At 58.9% G+C, this 15,570-nt stretch carries 21 protein-coding genes and 1 tRNA gene; 3 read left to right on the top strand and 19 right to left on the bottom strand.

Annotated elements, in window-relative coordinates; genetic code table 11:
• Positions 1–2 precede the first annotated feature (2 nt).
• Positions 3–464, bottom strand: a complete 462-nt coding sequence (locus tag BMY44_RS10170; protein ID WP_089993534.1) for a (2Fe-2S)-binding protein — start codon at positions 462–464, stop codon at positions 3–5.
• Between the two features lie 81 nt (positions 465–545).
• On the opposite strand from BMY44_RS10170, the gene BMY44_RS10165 reads away from it, so the two are divergent.
• Positions 546–1,094 carry a TetR/AcrR family transcriptional regulator gene (locus tag BMY44_RS10165; RefSeq protein ID WP_089993532.1) on the top strand — a complete coding sequence of 183 codons (549 nt, stop codon included), beginning with the start codon at positions 546–548 and terminating at the stop codon, positions 1,092–1,094.
• A gap of 114 nt (positions 1,095–1,208) precedes the next feature.
• Here BMY44_RS10165 and BMY44_RS10160 read toward each other — a convergent pair.
• Positions 1,209–1,284, bottom strand: a tRNA-Ala gene (locus BMY44_RS10160).
• Positions 1,285–1,352: 68 nt separating this feature from the next.
• Positions 1,353–1,676 carry a TIGR02300 family protein gene (locus BMY44_RS10155; protein ID WP_089993529.1) on the bottom strand — a complete coding sequence of 108 codons (324 nt, stop codon included), beginning with the start codon at positions 1,674–1,676 and terminating at the stop codon, positions 1,353–1,355.
• Positions 1,677–1,786: 110 nt separating this feature from the next.
• On the opposite strand from BMY44_RS10155, the gene BMY44_RS10150 reads away from it, so the two are divergent.
• Together BMY44_RS10150 and BMY44_RS10145 are read left to right on the top strand one after the other, a co-directional pair.
• The gene (locus tag BMY44_RS10150) at positions 1,787–2,473 is read left to right on the top strand and encodes a M48 family metallopeptidase (protein ID WP_089993526.1); all 687 of its coding nucleotides are present in this window, start codon (positions 1,787–1,789) and stop codon (positions 2,471–2,473) included.
• A 24-nt stretch (positions 2,474–2,497) separates the two neighbouring features.
• On the top strand, positions 2,498–3,148 hold the full coding sequence (locus tag BMY44_RS10145) for a GntR family transcriptional regulator (RefSeq protein WP_089993524.1): 651 nt from the start codon (positions 2,498–2,500) through the stop codon (positions 3,146–3,148).
• A 19-nt stretch (positions 3,149–3,167) separates the two neighbouring features.
• On the opposite strand, the gene BMY44_RS10140 is transcribed toward BMY44_RS10145, so the two are convergent.
• The 16 genes from BMY44_RS10140 to sucC all read right to left on the bottom strand — a co-directional run bounded on the left by BMY44_RS10140 (position 3,168) and on the right by sucC (position 15,445).
• Positions 3,168–3,458: a hypothetical protein gene (locus tag BMY44_RS10140; protein WP_089993521.1), complete on the bottom strand. Its 291-nt coding sequence runs from the start codon at positions 3,456–3,458 to the stop codon at positions 3,168–3,170.
• Positions 3,458–4,846, bottom strand: a complete 1,389-nt coding sequence (gene lpdA / locus BMY44_RS10135) for a dihydrolipoyl dehydrogenase (protein ID WP_089993519.1) — start codon at positions 4,844–4,846, stop codon at positions 3,458–3,460. Before lpdA ends, BMY44_RS10140 begins: the two co-directional genes overlap by 1 nt.
• Before the next feature lie 75 nt (positions 4,847–4,921).
• Entirely contained in the window at positions 4,922–5,332 is a 411-nt protein-coding gene (locus BMY44_RS10130) for an MAPEG family protein (protein WP_089993516.1), read from the bottom strand.
• Positions 5,333–5,719 (bottom strand): MAPEG family protein, encoded by a 387-nt coding sequence (locus BMY44_RS10125; protein WP_165611817.1) that lies wholly within the window; start codon positions 5,717–5,719, stop codon positions 5,333–5,335.
• Between the two features lies 1 nt (position 5,720).
• Positions 5,721–6,257 (bottom strand): L,D-transpeptidase family protein, encoded by a 537-nt coding sequence (locus BMY44_RS10120; RefSeq protein ID WP_089993511.1) that lies wholly within the window; start codon positions 6,255–6,257, stop codon positions 5,721–5,723.
• Entirely contained in the window at positions 6,254–6,667 is a 414-nt protein-coding gene (locus BMY44_RS10115; protein WP_089993508.1) for a hypothetical protein, read from the bottom strand. The genes BMY44_RS10120 and BMY44_RS10115 overlap by 4 nt, the downstream gene beginning before the upstream one ends.
• 74 nt (positions 6,668–6,741) lie before the next feature.
• Positions 6,742–7,968 (bottom strand): 2-oxoglutarate dehydrogenase complex dihydrolipoyllysine-residue succinyltransferase, encoded by a 1,227-nt coding sequence (odhB, locus tag BMY44_RS10110; RefSeq protein WP_089993506.1) that lies wholly within the window; start codon positions 7,966–7,968, stop codon positions 6,742–6,744.
• The gene (locus tag BMY44_RS10105) at positions 7,965–10,928 is read right to left on the bottom strand and encodes a 2-oxoglutarate dehydrogenase E1 component (RefSeq protein WP_089993504.1); all 2,964 of its coding nucleotides are present in this window, start codon (positions 10,926–10,928) and stop codon (positions 7,965–7,967) included. Before BMY44_RS10105 ends, odhB begins: the two co-directional genes overlap by 4 nt.
• 14 nt (positions 10,929–10,942) lie before the next feature.
• Positions 10,943–11,578 carry a hypothetical protein gene (locus BMY44_RS10100; protein ID WP_089993501.1) on the bottom strand — a complete coding sequence of 212 codons (636 nt, stop codon included), beginning with the start codon at positions 11,576–11,578 and terminating at the stop codon, positions 10,943–10,945.
• Between the two features lies 1 nt (position 11,579).
• On the bottom strand, positions 11,580–12,461 hold the full coding sequence (sucD, locus tag BMY44_RS10095) for a succinate--CoA ligase subunit alpha (protein WP_089993499.1): 882 nt from the start codon (positions 12,459–12,461) through the stop codon (positions 11,580–11,582).
• 13 nt (positions 12,462–12,474) lie between these two features.
• A complete protein-coding gene (locus BMY44_RS10090) occupies positions 12,475–12,948 on the bottom strand; it encodes a hypothetical protein (protein WP_089993496.1) in 474 nt (157 codons plus the stop codon).
• A gap of 55 nt (positions 12,949–13,003) precedes the next feature.
• On the bottom strand, positions 13,004–13,321 hold the full coding sequence (locus BMY44_RS10085; RefSeq protein WP_131801594.1) for a hypothetical protein: 318 nt from the start codon (positions 13,319–13,321) through the stop codon (positions 13,004–13,006).
• Between the two features lie 13 nt (positions 13,322–13,334).
• Positions 13,335–13,544, bottom strand: a complete 210-nt coding sequence (locus tag BMY44_RS10080) for a hypothetical protein (protein ID WP_089993489.1) — start codon at positions 13,542–13,544, stop codon at positions 13,335–13,337.
• 112 nt (positions 13,545–13,656) lie between these two features.
• Positions 13,657–13,860: a hypothetical protein gene (locus BMY44_RS10075; RefSeq protein ID WP_089993486.1), complete on the bottom strand. Its 204-nt coding sequence runs from the start codon at positions 13,858–13,860 to the stop codon at positions 13,657–13,659.
• 191 nt (positions 13,861–14,051) lie between these two features.
• Positions 14,052–14,252, bottom strand: coding sequence for a hypothetical protein (locus BMY44_RS10070; protein ID WP_089993484.1), 201 nt, complete (start codon positions 14,250–14,252; stop codon positions 14,052–14,054).
• Complete coding sequence (gene sucC / locus BMY44_RS10065) at positions 14,252–15,445, bottom strand: ADP-forming succinate--CoA ligase subunit beta (protein WP_089993481.1); 1,194 nt, start codon at positions 15,443–15,445, stop codon at positions 14,252–14,254. The genes BMY44_RS10070 and sucC overlap by 1 nt, the downstream gene beginning before the upstream one ends.
• Positions 15,446–15,570 lie beyond the last annotated feature (125 nt).

Genomic DNA, 15,570 nt, shown 5'->3' with positions numbered 1-15,570 from the left:
AATCAGGCCCCCTTCATCTTGGTTGCAGCGGTCTTGATCGCGGCGCGAATGCGCGGGTAGGTGCCACAGCGGCAAAGATTGCCGCTCATCACGTCGTCAATGTCCTGATCGGTTGGATTAGGGGTGGTGGTCAAAAGGTCGGCGGCCTGCATGATCTGGCCGGACTGGCAATAACCGCATTGGGCCACCTGATGATCGACCCATGCTTCTTGCAAGGCGTGCATGGCATCCGGCGTGCCCAGACCTTCGATGGTTGTCACGCGCGCACCTTCAAGAGATCCGGCAGGGATCTGGCAACTGCGCACAGCGATACCATCAAGGTGAACAGTGCAGGCCCCGCATTGGGCGATGCCGCAGCCATATTTCGGCCCCGTAATGCCAAGTTCGTCGCGCAGCACCCAAAGCAGCGGCATGTCGTCCTCGACATCCACCTCGTGTGTTTGACCGTTCACCGTGAATTGCATTCGCCGCTCCGAGATATACTGTTGGACATTTTCCGTATAATTGTCCAATCTAACCCGACACGTCAAGAAGTCGAATACGTAATGAGTGATCGCACAACGCAATTGGTCGAAGCTGCACTGCGCGTTTTCATGCGCTATGGAGTTGGCAAGACCACCATGAATGACATTGCCAATGAGGCAGGCGTCGCACGGCAAACGCTGTACAACAGCTATGGCAGTAAAGAGGACATCTTGCGTGGTGCCGTCCGTCACGTGATTGCAAAGACATTCAAAGAGGTGACGACCGCCTGGGCCGAAGTGCCGACGCTGGCTGAAAAGCTGGACCTCTACTTTGAGATCGGCCCCCTGAGATGGTATGACATCGCGACCGGGTCTGCCGAAGGTGCGGAACTGCTGGACGGGATTCACGAGGTCGCGCAAGAAGAACTGCGCATTGCCGCGCGGGAATGGGATGCGTTGTTCACCGACGCGGTGCGTGCGGCGGATGGCCCTGACCCGGAAACGCTTGGCCCCTACATCAATGCGATGAGCACGAACGCAAAGTACAATGTTGCCGATCGGCAAACACTCGAAATGCGGCTGAAGGTGCTGAAGCAATCGGTGCTGGCGCTGATGGGCACCCAGAAATAGACATATTCCCTTCGAAAATCGCGCCTCACCTGGACGCAGGACGCGACACTGCGGCGAACGGGCAACGACACCGGCACGTTCATATTGAAACAGAGCTGTTACAGAGGAAGGTTTTGGTGGAGCCTAGGGGAGTCGAACCCCTGACCTCTTGCATGCCATGCAAGCGCTCTCCCAACTGAGCTAAGGCCCCAAGCCGTGCTGCGTTCTAGGCAGCAGCGCGGGCAGGATCAAGTGAAAAGATCGTGCCCGCCCTGAAAATCAATCGTCGTCTGTCGTGGCGACGTCGGCAAGTTCGTCAAGCGAAACGGTATCGTCGTCGTCGTCATCTTCAAGCACATCATCGCCAAGATCGACATCTTCATCATCGTCGTCGTCAAGGACCAGATCATCTTCTTCTGCGACCTCTTCCATCTTTTTGGACTGCGCGTCTGCGGCGTCGGCCTGCATGGTGCGGGTCTTGCCGGTTTCGATCTGGACTTCGTTCCCGGTGTACGGGCTGATGACGGGGGTCGCGTTCAAATCATAGAAACGCTTGCCGGTTTCCGGGCAAAGGCGCTTTGTGCCCCATTCTTCCTTCGGCATGGTGTGTCCCTTCAAATAATCTGTCTACGCTTGCAGTGGATCGTCGCCAACTGCCATAAGCGGGGGGTGGTGTCAAAGCCTTTGACACGTTGCATTTGTGAAGGGTTCATATGGGCCGTCAACTGACGATTGGCAACCCCCCGATTGACGTGGAATTGCGCCGTTCTGCAAGGGCACGGCGCCTGTCGCTGCGCGTATCGCGGCTGGATGGCAGGGTCACGCTGACCATCCCCAAACGTGGCTCTGAACGCGAAGCCATCGGGTTTTTGCGCGAACGTGAGTCGTGGCTGCGCGGCCATGTTGGCGCGGTCGCACCAATCACTGAGGTACGCATCGGTGCAAGTATTCCAATCGCGGGGCAGTTGGTGCCGATCCACGCAGGGCAGGGGCGGCGTGCTGTTTTGAAGGATGGCGTTCTGCTGGCCCCTGCCACAGATACCGGGCGGCGGGTGCAGGCGTTTTTGAAACTGCTGGCACGCGACCGTTTGGCCGCAGCCTCTGACACTTACGCCGCCGCGGTGGGTAAGCCTTACGACACAATATCGCTGCGCGACACGCGCTCTCGCTGGGGGTCGTGTTCGTCACGCGGCGGTTTGATGTATTCATGGCGGCTGGTCATGGCCCCGCCTGCCGTGCTGGATTACGTTGCGGCGCATGAATGCGCGCATCTGGTCGAGATGAACCATTCGTCAGCCTTCTGGTCGGTCGTTGCGGGTTTGATGCCGGACTATGCGCAGCACCGCGCGTGGCTGCGCGAAAACGGGGACCAGTTGCATCGGGTTTCATTTGACGGCTAGCTGCTTTGTGATCACAAAGACGATATGCTGATCCAGACCCGCACATCCGATCCTGTTGGTGCCGCGCATGACCGTGTCTACCGCGCCTTGCGCTCGCGCATCATGCACGGCGAAATTGCGCCCGGTGCAGCGCTGACCCTGCGCGGGATCGGCAAGGAATTCGGCGTGTCCATGACACCCGCGCGCGAAGCGGCCCGACGGCTTGTCGCGGAAGGGGCCTTGTTTCTGTCTTCGTCCGGGCGCGTTTCGACGCCGGAACTGTCCAATGAGCGGATCGAGGAGCTGGCGACGCTTCGTGCGATGCTGGAACCGGAACTGGCTTCGCGGGCCTTGCCGCGTGCGCATTTTGCGCTGATCGAAAGGCTTGAGGCCATCAACACCAATGTCGCGCAGGCTGTCGCCCGGCATGACGCCACGGCCTATATCCGCGCGAACCTCGATTTTCACCGCACGCTCTATCTGCGCGCGCAGGCCCCGGCGATGCTGGCGATGGCGGAAACGGTCTGGCTACAACTCGGGCCAACGATGCGGATGCTTTACGGACGGCTGAACCGCAAGGAACCCCCATATCACCACAAGCTGATCCTTGGTGCGCTGAAGGCCGGTGACGATCCGGGCTTGCGGCTTGCCGTTCGGGCCGACGCAACCCAAGGGCTGCGCATGCTGAAAGGGTGACGGTGGCTGTTTGCTGGCGCTAGAACGTAATGTCGTTCTTCAGCGCATAGCCGGCGAAAAAGAAGGTCTGCAGGACAGCGAAGGACACAAGCTGGAACAGAAACCACTGCGTTTCGAAAATTACCAGTGAGAACACCGTCCCTGATCCCGCAAACATGAATGCACCGATCGTCAGGGCCACGCCGGTCAGGACCGTATCGCGCCAAAGCAGTCCCGTACCCGTCAGATTCATCAAGCGGGGGTAAGCCCAGAAATAGGCATACCCCAGCAGGACAAGGTTGATGGCGATGATCTTGGCTTCGGGTGTCATCACATGTGGATCGGGCCGTCGCCGCAGGCAAGTGCGGCTTCGCGGACGGCTTCGGAATAGGTGGGGTGGGCGTGGCAGGTGCGCGCCAGATCTTCTGCTGCCGCCCCGAATTCCATCGCGACGCAGATTTCATGGATCAGATCGCCAGCCATCGGGCCGATGATATGCGCGCCCAGAATGCGGTCGGTTTCCTTGTCGGCAAGGATCTTGACGAACCCGTCGCCTGCGAAATTGGCTTTGGCACGGGCGTTGCCCATGAAGCTGAACTTGCCAACTTTGTAGGCGCGACCTGCTTCCTTCAGCGTTTCTTCGGTTTCGCCCACACTGCCCACCTCGGGGTGGGTGTAGATGACGCCGGGGATCACGCCATAATTGACGTGCGGGTGCTGTCCGGCGATGCCTTCGGCGCAGGCCATGCCTTCGTCTTCGGCCTTATGCGCCAGCATTGGTCCGGCGATGGCGTCGCCGATGGCGTAGATGCCGTCAACGTTTGTGCGATAGTGATCGTCGGTCTTGATCTGGCCGCGGTCGGTCATCTCGACGCCAAGCTCTGCAAGGCCCAATCCATCAGTATAAGGGCGGCGGCCTGTGGCCAGCAGGACGGTGTCGGCTGTCAGTGTGTGTTCGCTGTCGTCCTTGCGCAGCTTGTAGCTGACGGTCGCCTTGTTGCCCTTCTTGGTGGCGGATTGAACGGCCGCACCGAGGATGAACTTAAGTCCTTGCTTTGTCAGCATCTTCTGGAACTGACGTGCGGTTTCGGCGTCCTGACCGGGGGTGATGTGATCAAGGTATTCGATCACCGTCACCTCGGCCCCGAGACGGGCGTAGACCGACCCGAGCTCCAGACCGATTACACCGGCCCCGATCACTATCATCTGCTTTGGCACCTTGGGCAGGGTCAGCGCGCCGGTAGAGGATACGATTGTCTTTTCATCAACCTCGACGCCTTTCAGCGGAGAGACCTCGGACCCGGTCGCGACGATGATGTGCTTGGCGTCGTGGACGTCGTCACCGACTTTCACTTTTCCGGCCTCGGGGATGCTGCCCCAGCCCTTGATCCAGTCAATTTTGTTCTTTTTGAACAAAAACTCGATCCCGCCGGTGTTCTGCCCGATGGTGTCGTCCTTGTATTGCAGCATCTGTTTCCAGTCCACCGACGGAGCCTTTCCCTTTAGGCCCATGGTCCCGAAATTGTGCTGCGCCTCGTGCAACATATGCGTTGCGTGCAACAACGCCTTGGACGGGATGCAGCCGACGTTCAGGCAGGTGCCGCCCAGGGTTTCGCGCCCTTCGACGACAGCGGTTTTCAGGCCCAATTGGGCCGCGCGGATCGCACCGACATAGCCGCCGGGGCCGGAACCGATGAAGATGACGTCATATGCGGACATGGGGTGTCTCCTTGGGGTCATTTTGGGCGGTGACATGCGTGCACAATGCGTGCACCGGGCGTGCACCGCAATTATTCAAATCAGGGCTGACAGTAGCATCAGCATCGTCGCCGTAAACCCGACAAACCAGATGAATGATCGCCACGGGCTAAGCCCAAAGTAGTAGGCAGGAATGTAGAGAACGCGCGCGCCGAGATAGGCCCAGGCACACAGCGCCGAAAAACCGGTTCCCTTGTCGGCGAGCGTGATGACGACGACGGCGATGGTGAAAAGGATCAGCGCCTCGAAATGGTTGTCGAGCGCCCGAAAGAGTCGCCCCGTTCGCGCGCTGACCTGTTCGATCAGCGGCTTGCCCAGCCGTTCGGGATCGCGCGGTGAAGCCGTTTTGCCGGTGCCGAGTTCCATGTTGGCCGGAACCGCCATCAGGACGAACTGGACGCCTTGCAGCAAGCCCGCGAGGGTCAGGACGGTGAGTTCGGGGGTCATCTAGAAGGCCTGCAGGATCATGATCAGCAACCCGGCCATGGACGCAAACCATGTCACACTGCGCACCAATGGCACGCCGGATGCGTAGGCTGGCACATAAGCGACGCGTGCCCAGAAATAGAGTGCTGCCCCAAAAGCAGACGTGGTGTTCGCGGTGTCCGAGACGGTCAGCAACAGCGCGAGGGCAACAAAGGCCGGAAAGGTTTCAAGGTAGTTTGCAAGTGCGCGCTGGATGCGCCCCGCAATAACATTCTGGTCGCGTTTCTCATCCTGCGGCCCAAGCGCCCAGCCAAGCCCCTTGGACAGGTCAGAGAATGTTGCCTGTGCGAGCACATGCACAATGAGCAGGATAACGGCATAGAGGAGGTAGGTCAGTTCGGGTGTCATGTCATTCCTCGATCGTGATGGGCGTGCCGTTTGGCACCAGCGACCAGATGGTCTGCATGTCGGCATTGGTGACAGCGATGCAGCCGTTTGTCCAATCGACAAGGTGCTGCAAGGGGCCAAGAGCGCCCCAGCCGTTCAGCACGCCGTGGATCATGATATTTCCGCCAGGGGATACGTTGCGGTCGGTCGCTTGCGCGCGGTCGTCTTCGTTGGGGTAGGAGATGTGCAACGACAGATGCGCGATGGAGTTTTCGTTGCGCCAGTCGATTGTGTAGCTGCCCGTCGGCGTGCGCTCATCGCCCTCTTGCCGTTTGTGCCCTTCGGGCGCGCGGCCAAGTGCGATTTTGGTTTGGAAGATGGGTTCGCCTGCTTTCAAAAGCGTCAGCTTGCGGTCAGATTTGTCGACGTGGATCGCGTCGGCTTGTTCGGTTGTGGCCGCCATGGTGGGGGGCGTGCCAGAGCCGGTGCGGAGCATGATTTGGGTGTAGGCGACGGTGGCGAGGGTGAGGGCGAAAAGGCCAAAGAGGATGCGTTTCATGGGACTTGAATAGCCGTAATTGCGAGAAAAACGCCACGCACAAAAAATATCGCTGAAAAAATCGCAGGACCGGTCATCACCGATATGAATATCACAAAATTGTAACGGAAAACGGAACGTCCAGAATTCGTTGCTTGCGCTGAAGTATAGGCAACGGCAATTCCAATGAGCGTCGCTGAAATGCCCGCCAGAAAGAAAAACAGGGCGCTCTTGACCTTTGGAACTGACAATTCGAACGGCGCATGAGAAATATCGACGTTCCCAAGATAGGTCAGCAGAACCAAGAAAGCCCCACCATTCAGCGTAACCATTGTTCTGAAGGCAAGAAGGCTCAGGTCCTTAATGATCCCGTCTTGAATGGGTGTGGTGACCTGATCCTTGTTTGAAATCTTTTGCTCCTTAGAAGTCAAAGCACCTTGTTCCTTTGCAAAGCGAGCGGCTGCCCGTTCTAAAGCAAACGGGCAGCTCCTTGTCAGTCAAGAACCTACAAATCCATCAACAACCGCCGTGGATCCTCGAGCGCTTCTTTCACGCGCACAAGGAATGTCACTGCCCCTTTGCCGTCCACAATCCGGTGGTCGTAGGACAGGGCGAGGTACATCATGGGGCGGATCACGACTTCGCCGTTGATCGCCATAGGCCGGTCCTGGATCTTGTGCATGCCGAGGATGCCGGACTGTGGCGGGTTCAGGATCGGCGAGGACATGAGCGAGCCGTAGACGCCGCCGTTGGAGATCGTGAAGGTGCCGCCTTGCATTTCCGCCATCGACAGCTTGCCGTCGCGGGCCTTGGCCCCTTTTTCAGCGATGGCTTTTTCGATTTCAGCGAACGACATCGCGTCTGCGTCATTGATCACGGGCACGACAAGGCCCGTGGGCGTGCCTGCCGCGATGCCCATGTTAACGTAGGATTTATAGACGATTTCGGTGCCGTCGATTTCAGCGTTCACTTCGGGCACTTCTTTTAGCGCGTGGCAGCAGGCCTTGGTGAAGAAGGACATGAAGCCGAGTTTGACGCCGTGCTTCTTGAGGAACAGCTCTTTGTATTCGTTGCGCAATGCCATGACCTCGGTCATGTCGACCTCGTTATAAGTGGTGAGCATCGCGGCGGTGTTCTGGCTGTCTTTCAGGCGCTTGGCGATCGTCTGGCGCAGGCGGGTCATCTTGACCCGTTCTTCGCGTGCGGCCTGCTCGGCCGCAACCGGCGCGCGTGGGGCCGCAGCGGGTGCGGGTGCTGGTGCTGCCGCGCCTGACAGGGCTTTTAACACATCCTCTTTCATGACGCGCCCGTCCTTGCCGGTGCCTTGCACATCGGTCAGATCGTTTTCGGCCATCAGTTTCTTGGCAGATGGTGCGTCTTCGACATCCTTGCCCTTGGCGTCGGCTGGTGCCTTTGCGGGGGCCTCTTCCTTGTCTTCTTTCGTCTCACCGGCATCGACCTTGGGGGCTTCGGCCTTTGGTGCGGGTGCGGCGTCGCCTTCGGCGATCTGTGCCAGCAAGGCGTCAACACCGACGGTTTCGCCTTCGGCGGCCACGATTTCCGACAGGGTGCCTGCGACAGGGGATGGCACTTCGACAGTGACCTTGTCGGTTTCCAGCTCGCACAGCATTTCGTCGACAGCCACGCTGTCGCCGGGTTGCTTGAACCATGTGGCGACTGTCGCCTCTGTCACGGACTCGCCAAGGGTAGGGACGCGGACTTCGGTGCTCATTTCTTTGTTCCTTTGATCGTCAGCGCCTGATCGACGAGCGCTTCTTGTTGTGCTTTGTGCTGGCTGGCCAGACCCGTGGCGGGCGAGGCGGCAGCGGCGCGCCCGACGTAGACGGGCCGTGTGTGTTTGGCTTTGATGCGTGTCAGAACCCATTCGAGGTTTGGTTCCATGAAGGACCATGCCCCCTGGTTGCGCGGTTCTTCCTGACACCACACCATTTCGGCGTTCTTGAACCGTTCAAGTTCCTTGACGGAGGATTGCGCGGGGAACGGGTAATACTGCTCGTAGCGCAGGATGTAGACGTCATCGATGCCGCGTGCGTCGCGTTCTTCGAGCAGGTCGAAGTAGACCTTGCCCGAGCACATCACCACGCGCTTGATCTTGTCATCCGCGACGAGTTTCGTGTCCGAGTTCCCCTGCTGTGCGTCATCCCAGAGCACGCGGTGGAAGGATGATCCGGTCGTGAATTCTTCGGCCTTGGACACTGCCAGCTTGTGGCGCAGCAGTGATTTGGGCGTCATGATCACCAGCGGTTTGCGGAAATCGCGGTGGATCTGGCGCCGCAGCAGGTGGAAGTAGTTCGCAGGCGTTGTGCAGTTGGCCACGATCCAGTTATCACCGCCGCACATCGTCAGGAACCGTTCCAGACGCGCGGAGGAGTGTTCGGGCCCTTGTCCTTCGTATCCGTGGGGCAGCAGGCAGACCAGGCCCGACATGCGCAACCATTTGCTTTCGCCTGAAGAAATGAACTGGTCGAACATGATTTGTGCGCCGTTTGCGAAATCGCCGAACTGGGCTTCCCACAAGGTCAGCGCGTTGGGTTCGGCCAGCGAATAGCCGTATTCAAAACCCAGGACCGCATATTCGGACAGCATCGAGTCGATGACTTCGTAGTTGGCCTGACCGTCACGGATGTGATTGAGCGGGTAATGGCGGTCTTCGTTTTCCTGATTGATGAAGGCCGAATGGCGCTGACTGAACGTGCCGCGCGTGGCGTCCTGGCCCGACAGGCGCACAGGGAACCCTTCGGTGAGGAGTGAACCGAAGGCCAGCGCCTCGCCCGTGGCCCAATCGAACCCTTCACCGCTTTCAAACATCGTTTTCTTGGATTCGATCAGCCGCACCACGGTTTTATGGATCGGGAAGTTTTCGGGGATCGTTGTTAGCGCCTTGCCGATATCTTTCAGCGTGGACGCTTTGATTGCCGTCTTGCCGCGCTGGTACTTGTCCATTTCGCGTCTGTCGATGTGCGACCAGCGCCCGTCAAGCCAGTCCGCCTTGTTTGGCTTGTAGCTTTTGCCGGCGTCGAATTCCTCGTTCAGGTAGGCCTGGAACGCGGCTTTCATATCCTCGATTTCGCCTTCGGGGATCAGCCCGTCCTTGACCAGCCGTTCGGTGTAAAGCGTCAGCGTCGTCTTGTGACGCTTGATCTTTTTGTACATGACCGGGTTGGTGAACATCGGCTCGTCGCCTTCGTTGTGACCAAAGCGGCGGTAACAGATGATGTCGAGAACCACGTCCTTGTGGAATTTCTGGCGGAATTCGGTGGCCACACGCGCAGCGTGGACCACGGCCTCGGGATCGTCGCCATTGACGTGGAAAATCGGTGCTTCGACCATCAGCGCGATATCCGTCGGATAGGGGCTGGAGCGGCTGAAATGCGGCGCGGTGGTAAAGCCGATCTGGTTGTTCACGACAATATGCATTGTGCCGCCGGTCTTGTGCCCGCGCAGACCTGACAGGCCAAAGCCTTCTGCGACCACACCTTGTCCGGCAAATGCCGCATCACCGTGGAGAAGGATCGCCATGACCTTTGTGCGGTCGGTATCGTTCTTTTGATCCTGCTTGGCGCGGACCTTGCCCAGAACGACGGGGTTCACCGCCTCCAGGTGGGACGGGTTTGCTGTCAGGGACAGGTGTACGCTGTTGCCGTCGAATTCCCGGTCGGATGACGCACCGAGGTGGTATTTCACATCGCCTGACCCGTCGACGTCTTCGGGTTTGAAACTGCCGCCCTGAAATTCGTTGAAGATCGCCCGATAGGGTTTTTCCATCACGTTGGCCAGCACTGACAGACGGCCACGGTGCGGCATCCCGATGACGATATCTTCTAGCCCCAGCTGCCCGCCGCGCTTGATGATCTGTTCCATTGCAGGGATCAGGCTTTCGCCGCCATCAAGACCGAAACGCTTTGTGCCCATGTATTTGACATGCAGGAATTTTTCGAAGCCTTCGGCCTGCACGAGGCTGTTCAGGATCGCCTTGCGCCCGTTCTGGGTAAAGGTGATTTCCTTACCGTAACCTTCAATTCGTTCCTTCAGCCAGGATGCTTCTTCGGGATTGGAAATGTGCATGTACTGCAACGCGAAAGTGCCGCAATATGTGCGCCGCACGATCGCGAGGATTTCGTTCATCGTCGCCATTTCGAGGCCGAGCACATTGTCGATGAAGATTGGCCGGTCCATGTCGGCGTCGGAGAACCCGTAGGACGCCGGATCGAGTTCGGGGTGCGGTGTGTTCTGGCGCATTCCCAGCGGGTCGAGATCGGCGATCAGATGGCCTCTGATCCGGTAGGCACGGATGATCATCAGCGCGCGGATACTGTCGAGCACGGCAGCGCGCACCTGGTTTTCGGACAGGTCCACGCCCTTTTCGGCCGCTTTGGCCTTGATCTTTTCCCCGGCGGCGGCCGGTTCCGACGGCCACTGCCCATCCAGCGCCGATGTCAGATCGTCATTGGGGACGGGGGGCCAGTCAGCACGCGCCCAGCTTGGGCCGGACGCTTCGGCCTTGGCATCGGCGGGGGCATCGCCAAGCGAACGGAAAAAGGCCTGCCAGGATTCATCCACCGCGCCGGGGTTGTCGGCGTAGCGGGCGTAAAGCTGTTCGACGTATTCCGCATTGTGTCCCTGCAGGAACGAGGAAGCGTGGTAGACGTCGTTGGGGGATTGATCGTTCATCGGGAAAACCTCAGTTACTGAGAAGCGGGCGTATTGATGCGGATTAAGTGAACAAAACTAAGCGGTGTGCCAAGCGTGTCGGTGAAAAAATCGGGTGACGGCGTGAGAACCATCTCGATGTAGCCATCTTGGCTGCGCGTATCCAAAGGGCGTTCAAGGATCGTGATGTAGGGATCGCGAGATTTGGTCAGCATGGTTCTTGGACCAAGTTCAGCAGTAACTGCATCAGGCAACGGGCGGCTGGTGTAGATTTTGCACTTAGACACGCCGTAAGTGGGTGTGCCCGCAATCACGAGAAGATCGCCGTCCCCCGCATCAAATATGCCATGCAGGCTATCTGGCTGCGACGTCTCATATCGCGCAATGGCATCACGTCCTTCCTGTTGCAGAACTTTGGCGTCGGCGGGCATGGGTTGTTCATCGGCGGCGCGGAACATATACACGCTGTCCCCGGTGAGGGCGTAGGCTGCGTATTCCGCACCGTCTTCCAGTTTGACCAAGCCCGCGGCCTGCGCGCGCGCGGCGAAATCTTCGTGTGACGCGCGTTCGGCCAAGCAGACGTCGGTCGCGGCGATGACGTCAGCGGATGCTGTGTCCGGGTAAACGCCCGCGCACAGGGCCGCCCCGACATATGCCGCGACCAACCTCATTTTATCCAATCGCTTTCAGCACAGCCTCGCCCAGTGTCGCGGGGCTGTCGGCCACGACGATCCCGGCGGATTTCATCGCTTCGATCTTGCTTTCTGCATCGCCCTTGCCGCCTGCGACAATCGCGCCGGCGTGGCCCATGCGGCGCCCCGGAGGTGCCGTGCGTCCGGCGATGAAACCGGCGGTGGGCTTCCAGCGGCCCTTTTTCTTTTGCGCGGTCAGGAATTCGGCGGCTTCTTCTTCCGCTGATCCGCCGATTTCGCCGATCATGATGATGGAGTGCGTTTCGTCGTCGTCCAAAAACATGTCGAGCACGTCGATGTGTTCGGTTCCCTTGATCGGGTCACCGCCGATGCCCACGGCGGTGGATTGGCCAAGGCCGCTGTCTGATGTCTGTTTCACAGCCTCATAGGTAAGTGTGCCGGAGCGGGATACAACGCCGACGGACCCACGCTTGTGGATGTGGCCGGGCATGATGCCGATCTTGCAGGCATCAGGTGTGATCACGCCGGGGCAGTTTGGCCCGATCAGGCGGGAGGCGGACCCTTCAAGCGCGCGCTTGACCCGCATCATGTCGAGCACGGGGATACCTTCGGTGATGCAGATAATCAGCTCCATCTCGGCATCGATCGCTTCGAGGATCGAGTCGGCGGCGAAGGGCGGTGGCACGTAGATGACCGATGCGTTCGCTTCGGTCTTGGCCTTGGCTTCGTGCACGGAGTTGAAGATCGGCAGGTCGAGGTGCGTCTGCCCCCCTTTGCCGGGCGTTACGCCGCCGACCATCTTGGTACCATAGGCGATGGCCTGTTCGGAGTGGAACGTGCCTTGCGAACCGGTGAGGCCCTGGCAGATGACTTTGGTGTTTTCGTTGACGAGAATGGCCATGTGTTACAGGTCCTTATTGGGCGGAGAGACGCGCATTGAGAAGGTTTTTGCCATCGGTTGACCGGCTGGCACGAACGACGACAACGGAATCGTCGGTGGGATTGATCGCGTTCAGCACCTGCCCGAAACGCGCAAGTGTCGCGTTTGCATCGGCAGGCGTGATGAACACGATGGAACAGGTTTCCACAGGGTTGCCGATAAGCTTGACCGACAGGTTCTGTTCATTGTGGTAGTAGGTTCCGAACGTCGAGTTGTATGTGAACGGGAACTTGGTCGCGGCCTGTGCTGTCCCGCTGAAGCCGGGTTGCTGGGTCAGGCACATCGCATTGAAAATCTGCGCGGCGGTGTCTGGGTTGGCATCCACAGGTCCGGGCCCCGCCGTCGGCGATTGCGGCACTTGCGTGCACGCGGTCGCGATCGCGAGAACCGGCAGGATTGCCAGTGCTTTCAGTTTGGAAAGTGCGTTTTGCACGTGTCTTGCGGTCATTCTGATCCGTTTCGTCGTCTTGTGGGGCGCACCAAAAGCTGCGCCCCCTGTGTCTTTAGTTTGCGTACGTGTAGGGTAGTTCGGTTTGCGGGCCGCAGCGCACGCTGCCGATCATTTCGAGATGTTGCGCGGATAGCCCGTGGAGATAGCCGCAGCTGCTGGCCGCTGTCGGGGCGCGGGTCACGCCAGTGCCGCCGCCGCCGCCGTCAATGCAGCCTGCGAGTGTCAGCGCGCCGACCAGCGGCAGTGTTGTTTTCAGTAGTTTCATGTCGGTTTCATCCTGCTCAAGAGATTGCACAAAGCCACCGCCCTGCTGGGCGACGGCCTGCAACGGCTCTAGCGTGCGAAAGTGGATGATCCGTTTATGAGACAATTTGAACGAGTTCCTAGTTCTGTTCGGGGGCTGGAGCAGGGGTGAAAACCGGCTCTGCCTGCGGGCCACAGCGGACCGGACCGCCAAAGGTAGCCTGGTTGAGGAATGCGCCGTTCTGGCAATCGCCGATCAGCACTTCGCGGGTTTCCGCTTCGGAATTGAGTGTATTGCAGCCGGCGAGCGTCAGGATCACGGCCAATAGCCCAAGTTTTGATTTCAGCATGCGGTGGCCTTTCTGCAAGAACGGACAGACAAATACAGAAAACCGGGCGCTGCGCGGGCAACGTCCGGTCTGAAAACGGGTAGAGTTGCAGCCGCGCGGGCTGCGCTAGGTTCTATTGAAACGTGTAGGGCAGTTCGGCCTGTGGACCGCAGCGCACGTTCGGGCCGGTAATATACTGGGCGCTGATCCCCGTGATGTTCCCGCAGGAGGACGCGCCGGTTGGCGCCTTGTTTACGGCTGCGCCGCTGCCGCCATCCATACATGCTGTCAGTGCCATCATCAGTGCCGCTGGCAGCGCAATCTTGGTCAGTGTCATCGTCTTTCTTCCTTACAATAGGTGCATAGCCCCCTAAGCACGCAGAATGCATAGGGTAACCCTTTGCGGGTCTATCGTTCAGAATGACTGCTTTTCCGCCCATTTGATGATGAATCCGTGGCAACTTTAAGGCGCTAAACCGCCGATCCCGCAGGACCGGCGCGAAACGTGGCGTGTATGCGCGTTTTTGCTCATGATCCGACGAGCGGTTGGCGCTGCGGCGTGCAGCGCAGCAGGTTTTCACGCGGGTTGAGGCTGCCTGATCCGACCTCGGTCGGAATATTGGCGCAACTTGTGGTGTCATCGGGATCAAGCGGGACTTCCCCGCCGTAGGGGATGCTGCAAGCGCAGGTCATGGCCAGCGCACCGCCGATGAAGAGTGATTTCAACATCAGCCCTTGACCGCCTTGACGATTTTCTGCGCGCCGTCCTTGAGATCGTCCGCCGCGATGACGTCAACGTCGCTTTCGTTGATTATGCGCTTGCCTTCTTCGACGTTCGTCCCTTCGAGCCGCACGACCAGTGGCACCTTGAGGCCCACCTCTTTCACTGCGGATACGACACCTTCTGCAATAACGTCGCAGCGCATGATCCCGCCGAAGATATTGACGAGGATGCCTTTGACATTCGGGTCGGACGTGATGATTTTAAAGGCTTCGGTCACTTTTTCTTTCGTGGCACCACCGCCGACGTCAAGAAAGTTGGCAGGTTCCGCGCCGTAGAGTTTGATGATGTCCATCGTCGCCATAGCAAGGCCCGCGCCGTTCACCATGCAGCCGATTTCACCGTCCAGCGCGATGTAGTTCAGGTCGTACTTGGAGGCCGCGAGTTCCTTGGGGTCTTCTTCGGATTCGTCGCGCAGGGCGGCGACGTCGGCATGGCGGTAGATCGCGTTTCCGTCAAATGACACCTTGGCATCCAGCACTTTGAGATCACCCTTGTCGGTCACGATCAGTGGGTTGATTTCCAGCATCTCCATGTCTTTTTCCACGAAGGCTTTGTAGAGCTGGCCCATCAGTTGCACACACTGCTTGACCTGCTGCCCTTCGAGACCGAGGGCAAAGGCGACGCGGCGGCCGTGGAAGGCTTGATAGCCTGTTGCAGGATCAACGGTGAAATTCAGGATCTTTTCGGGTGTTTCGGCTGCGACTTCTTCGATGTCCATGCCGCCTTCGGTGGAACAGACGAAACCGATCCGGCTTGTCTGGCGATCCACGAGAAGGGCAAGATACATTTCCGTTTCGATGCCGGATCCGTCTTCGATATAGATACGGTTAACCTGCTTGCCTGCGGGGCCAGTCTGGTGCGTGACCAGCGTGCGACCCAGCATTTTCTTGGCTTCGGTTGCGGCTTCCTCGACGGATTTGGCAAGACGCACACCGCCGGCGTCGCCGGCATCTGCTTCCTTGAATTTGCCTTTACCGCGTCCACCGGCGTGGATCTGTGCCTTGACCACCCAGAGCGGACCGTCCAACTCTCCCGCGGCGGTTTTCGCTTCTTCCGCGCGGGTCACGGGGCGACCGTCGCTGACAGGCGCGCCGTAAGAGCGCAGGAGAGCTTTGGCCTGATATTCGTGGATATTCATGTGGTGTCCCTCGGGTGGCTTGGGTTTCGCCAATGAAGATCACAAGAAAACCTAACAAAAAACTGTCATTTCCTGCCGGATACGAAAAAAGCGACATTTGTGATCACACCTTCAAAACGTGTGAT

The organism is Cognatiyoonia koreensis, from assembly GCF_900109295.1.
GTDB classification, from domain to species: domain Bacteria; phylum Pseudomonadota; class Alphaproteobacteria; order Rhodobacterales; family Rhodobacteraceae; genus Cognatiyoonia; species Cognatiyoonia koreensis.
Note: the sequence above shows the minus strand (reverse complement) of the source record. Positions and strands in the feature narration are given on the sequence as shown.

Coding starts and splice junctions, on each gene's coding strand:
- BMY44_RS10170 (WP_089993534.1), bottom strand. CDS start 464: ATGCAATTCACGGTGAACGGTCAAACACACGAGGTGGATGTCGAGGAC.
- BMY44_RS10165 (WP_089993532.1), top strand. CDS start 546: ATGAGTGATCGCACAACGCAATTGGTCGAAGCTGCACTGCGCGTTTTC.
- BMY44_RS10155 (WP_089993529.1), bottom strand. CDS start 1,676: ATGCCGAAGGAAGAATGGGGCACAAAGCGCCTTTGCCCGGAAACCGGC.
- BMY44_RS10150 (WP_089993526.1), top strand. CDS start 1,787: ATGGGCCGTCAACTGACGATTGGCAACCCCCCGATTGACGTGGAATTG.
- BMY44_RS10145 (WP_089993524.1), top strand. CDS start 2,498: ATGCTGATCCAGACCCGCACATCCGATCCTGTTGGTGCCGCGCATGAC.
- BMY44_RS10140 (WP_089993521.1), bottom strand. CDS start 3,458: ATGACACCCGAAGCCAAGATCATCGCCATCAACCTTGTCCTGCTGGGG.
- lpdA (WP_089993519.1), bottom strand. CDS start 4,846: ATGTCCGCATATGACGTCATCTTCATCGGTTCCGGCCCCGGCGGCTAT.
- BMY44_RS10130 (WP_089993516.1), bottom strand. CDS start 5,332: ATGACCCCCGAACTCACCGTCCTGACCCTCGCGGGCTTGCTGCAAGGC.
- BMY44_RS10125 (WP_165611817.1), bottom strand. CDS start 5,719: ATGACACCCGAACTGACCTACCTCCTCTATGCCGTTATCCTGCTCATT.
- BMY44_RS10120 (WP_089993511.1), bottom strand. CDS start 6,257: ATGAAACGCATCCTCTTTGGCCTTTTCGCCCTCACCCTCGCCACCGTC.
- odhB (WP_089993506.1), bottom strand. CDS start 7,968: ATGAGCACCGAAGTCCGCGTCCCTACCCTTGGCGAGTCCGTGACAGAG.
- BMY44_RS10105 (WP_089993504.1), bottom strand. CDS start 10,928: ATGAACGATCAATCCCCCAACGACGTCTACCACGCTTCCTCGTTCCTG.
- BMY44_RS10100 (WP_089993501.1), bottom strand. CDS start 11,578: ATGAGGTTGGTCGCGGCATATGTCGGGGCGGCCCTGTGCGCGGGCGTT.
- sucD (WP_089993499.1), bottom strand. CDS start 12,461: ATGGCCATTCTCGTCAACGAAAACACCAAAGTCATCTGCCAGGGCCTC.
- BMY44_RS10090 (WP_089993496.1), bottom strand. CDS start 12,948: ATGACCGCAAGACACGTGCAAAACGCACTTTCCAAACTGAAAGCACTG.
- BMY44_RS10080 (WP_089993489.1), bottom strand. CDS start 13,544: ATGCTGAAATCAAAACTTGGGCTATTGGCCGTGATCCTGACGCTCGCC.
- BMY44_RS10075 (WP_089993486.1), bottom strand. CDS start 13,860: ATGACACTGACCAAGATTGCGCTGCCAGCGGCACTGATGATGGCACTG.
- BMY44_RS10070 (WP_089993484.1), bottom strand. CDS start 14,252: ATGTTGAAATCACTCTTCATCGGCGGTGCGCTGGCCATGACCTGCGCT.
- sucC (WP_089993481.1), bottom strand. CDS start 15,445: ATGAATATCCACGAATATCAGGCCAAAGCTCTCCTGCGCTCTTACGGC.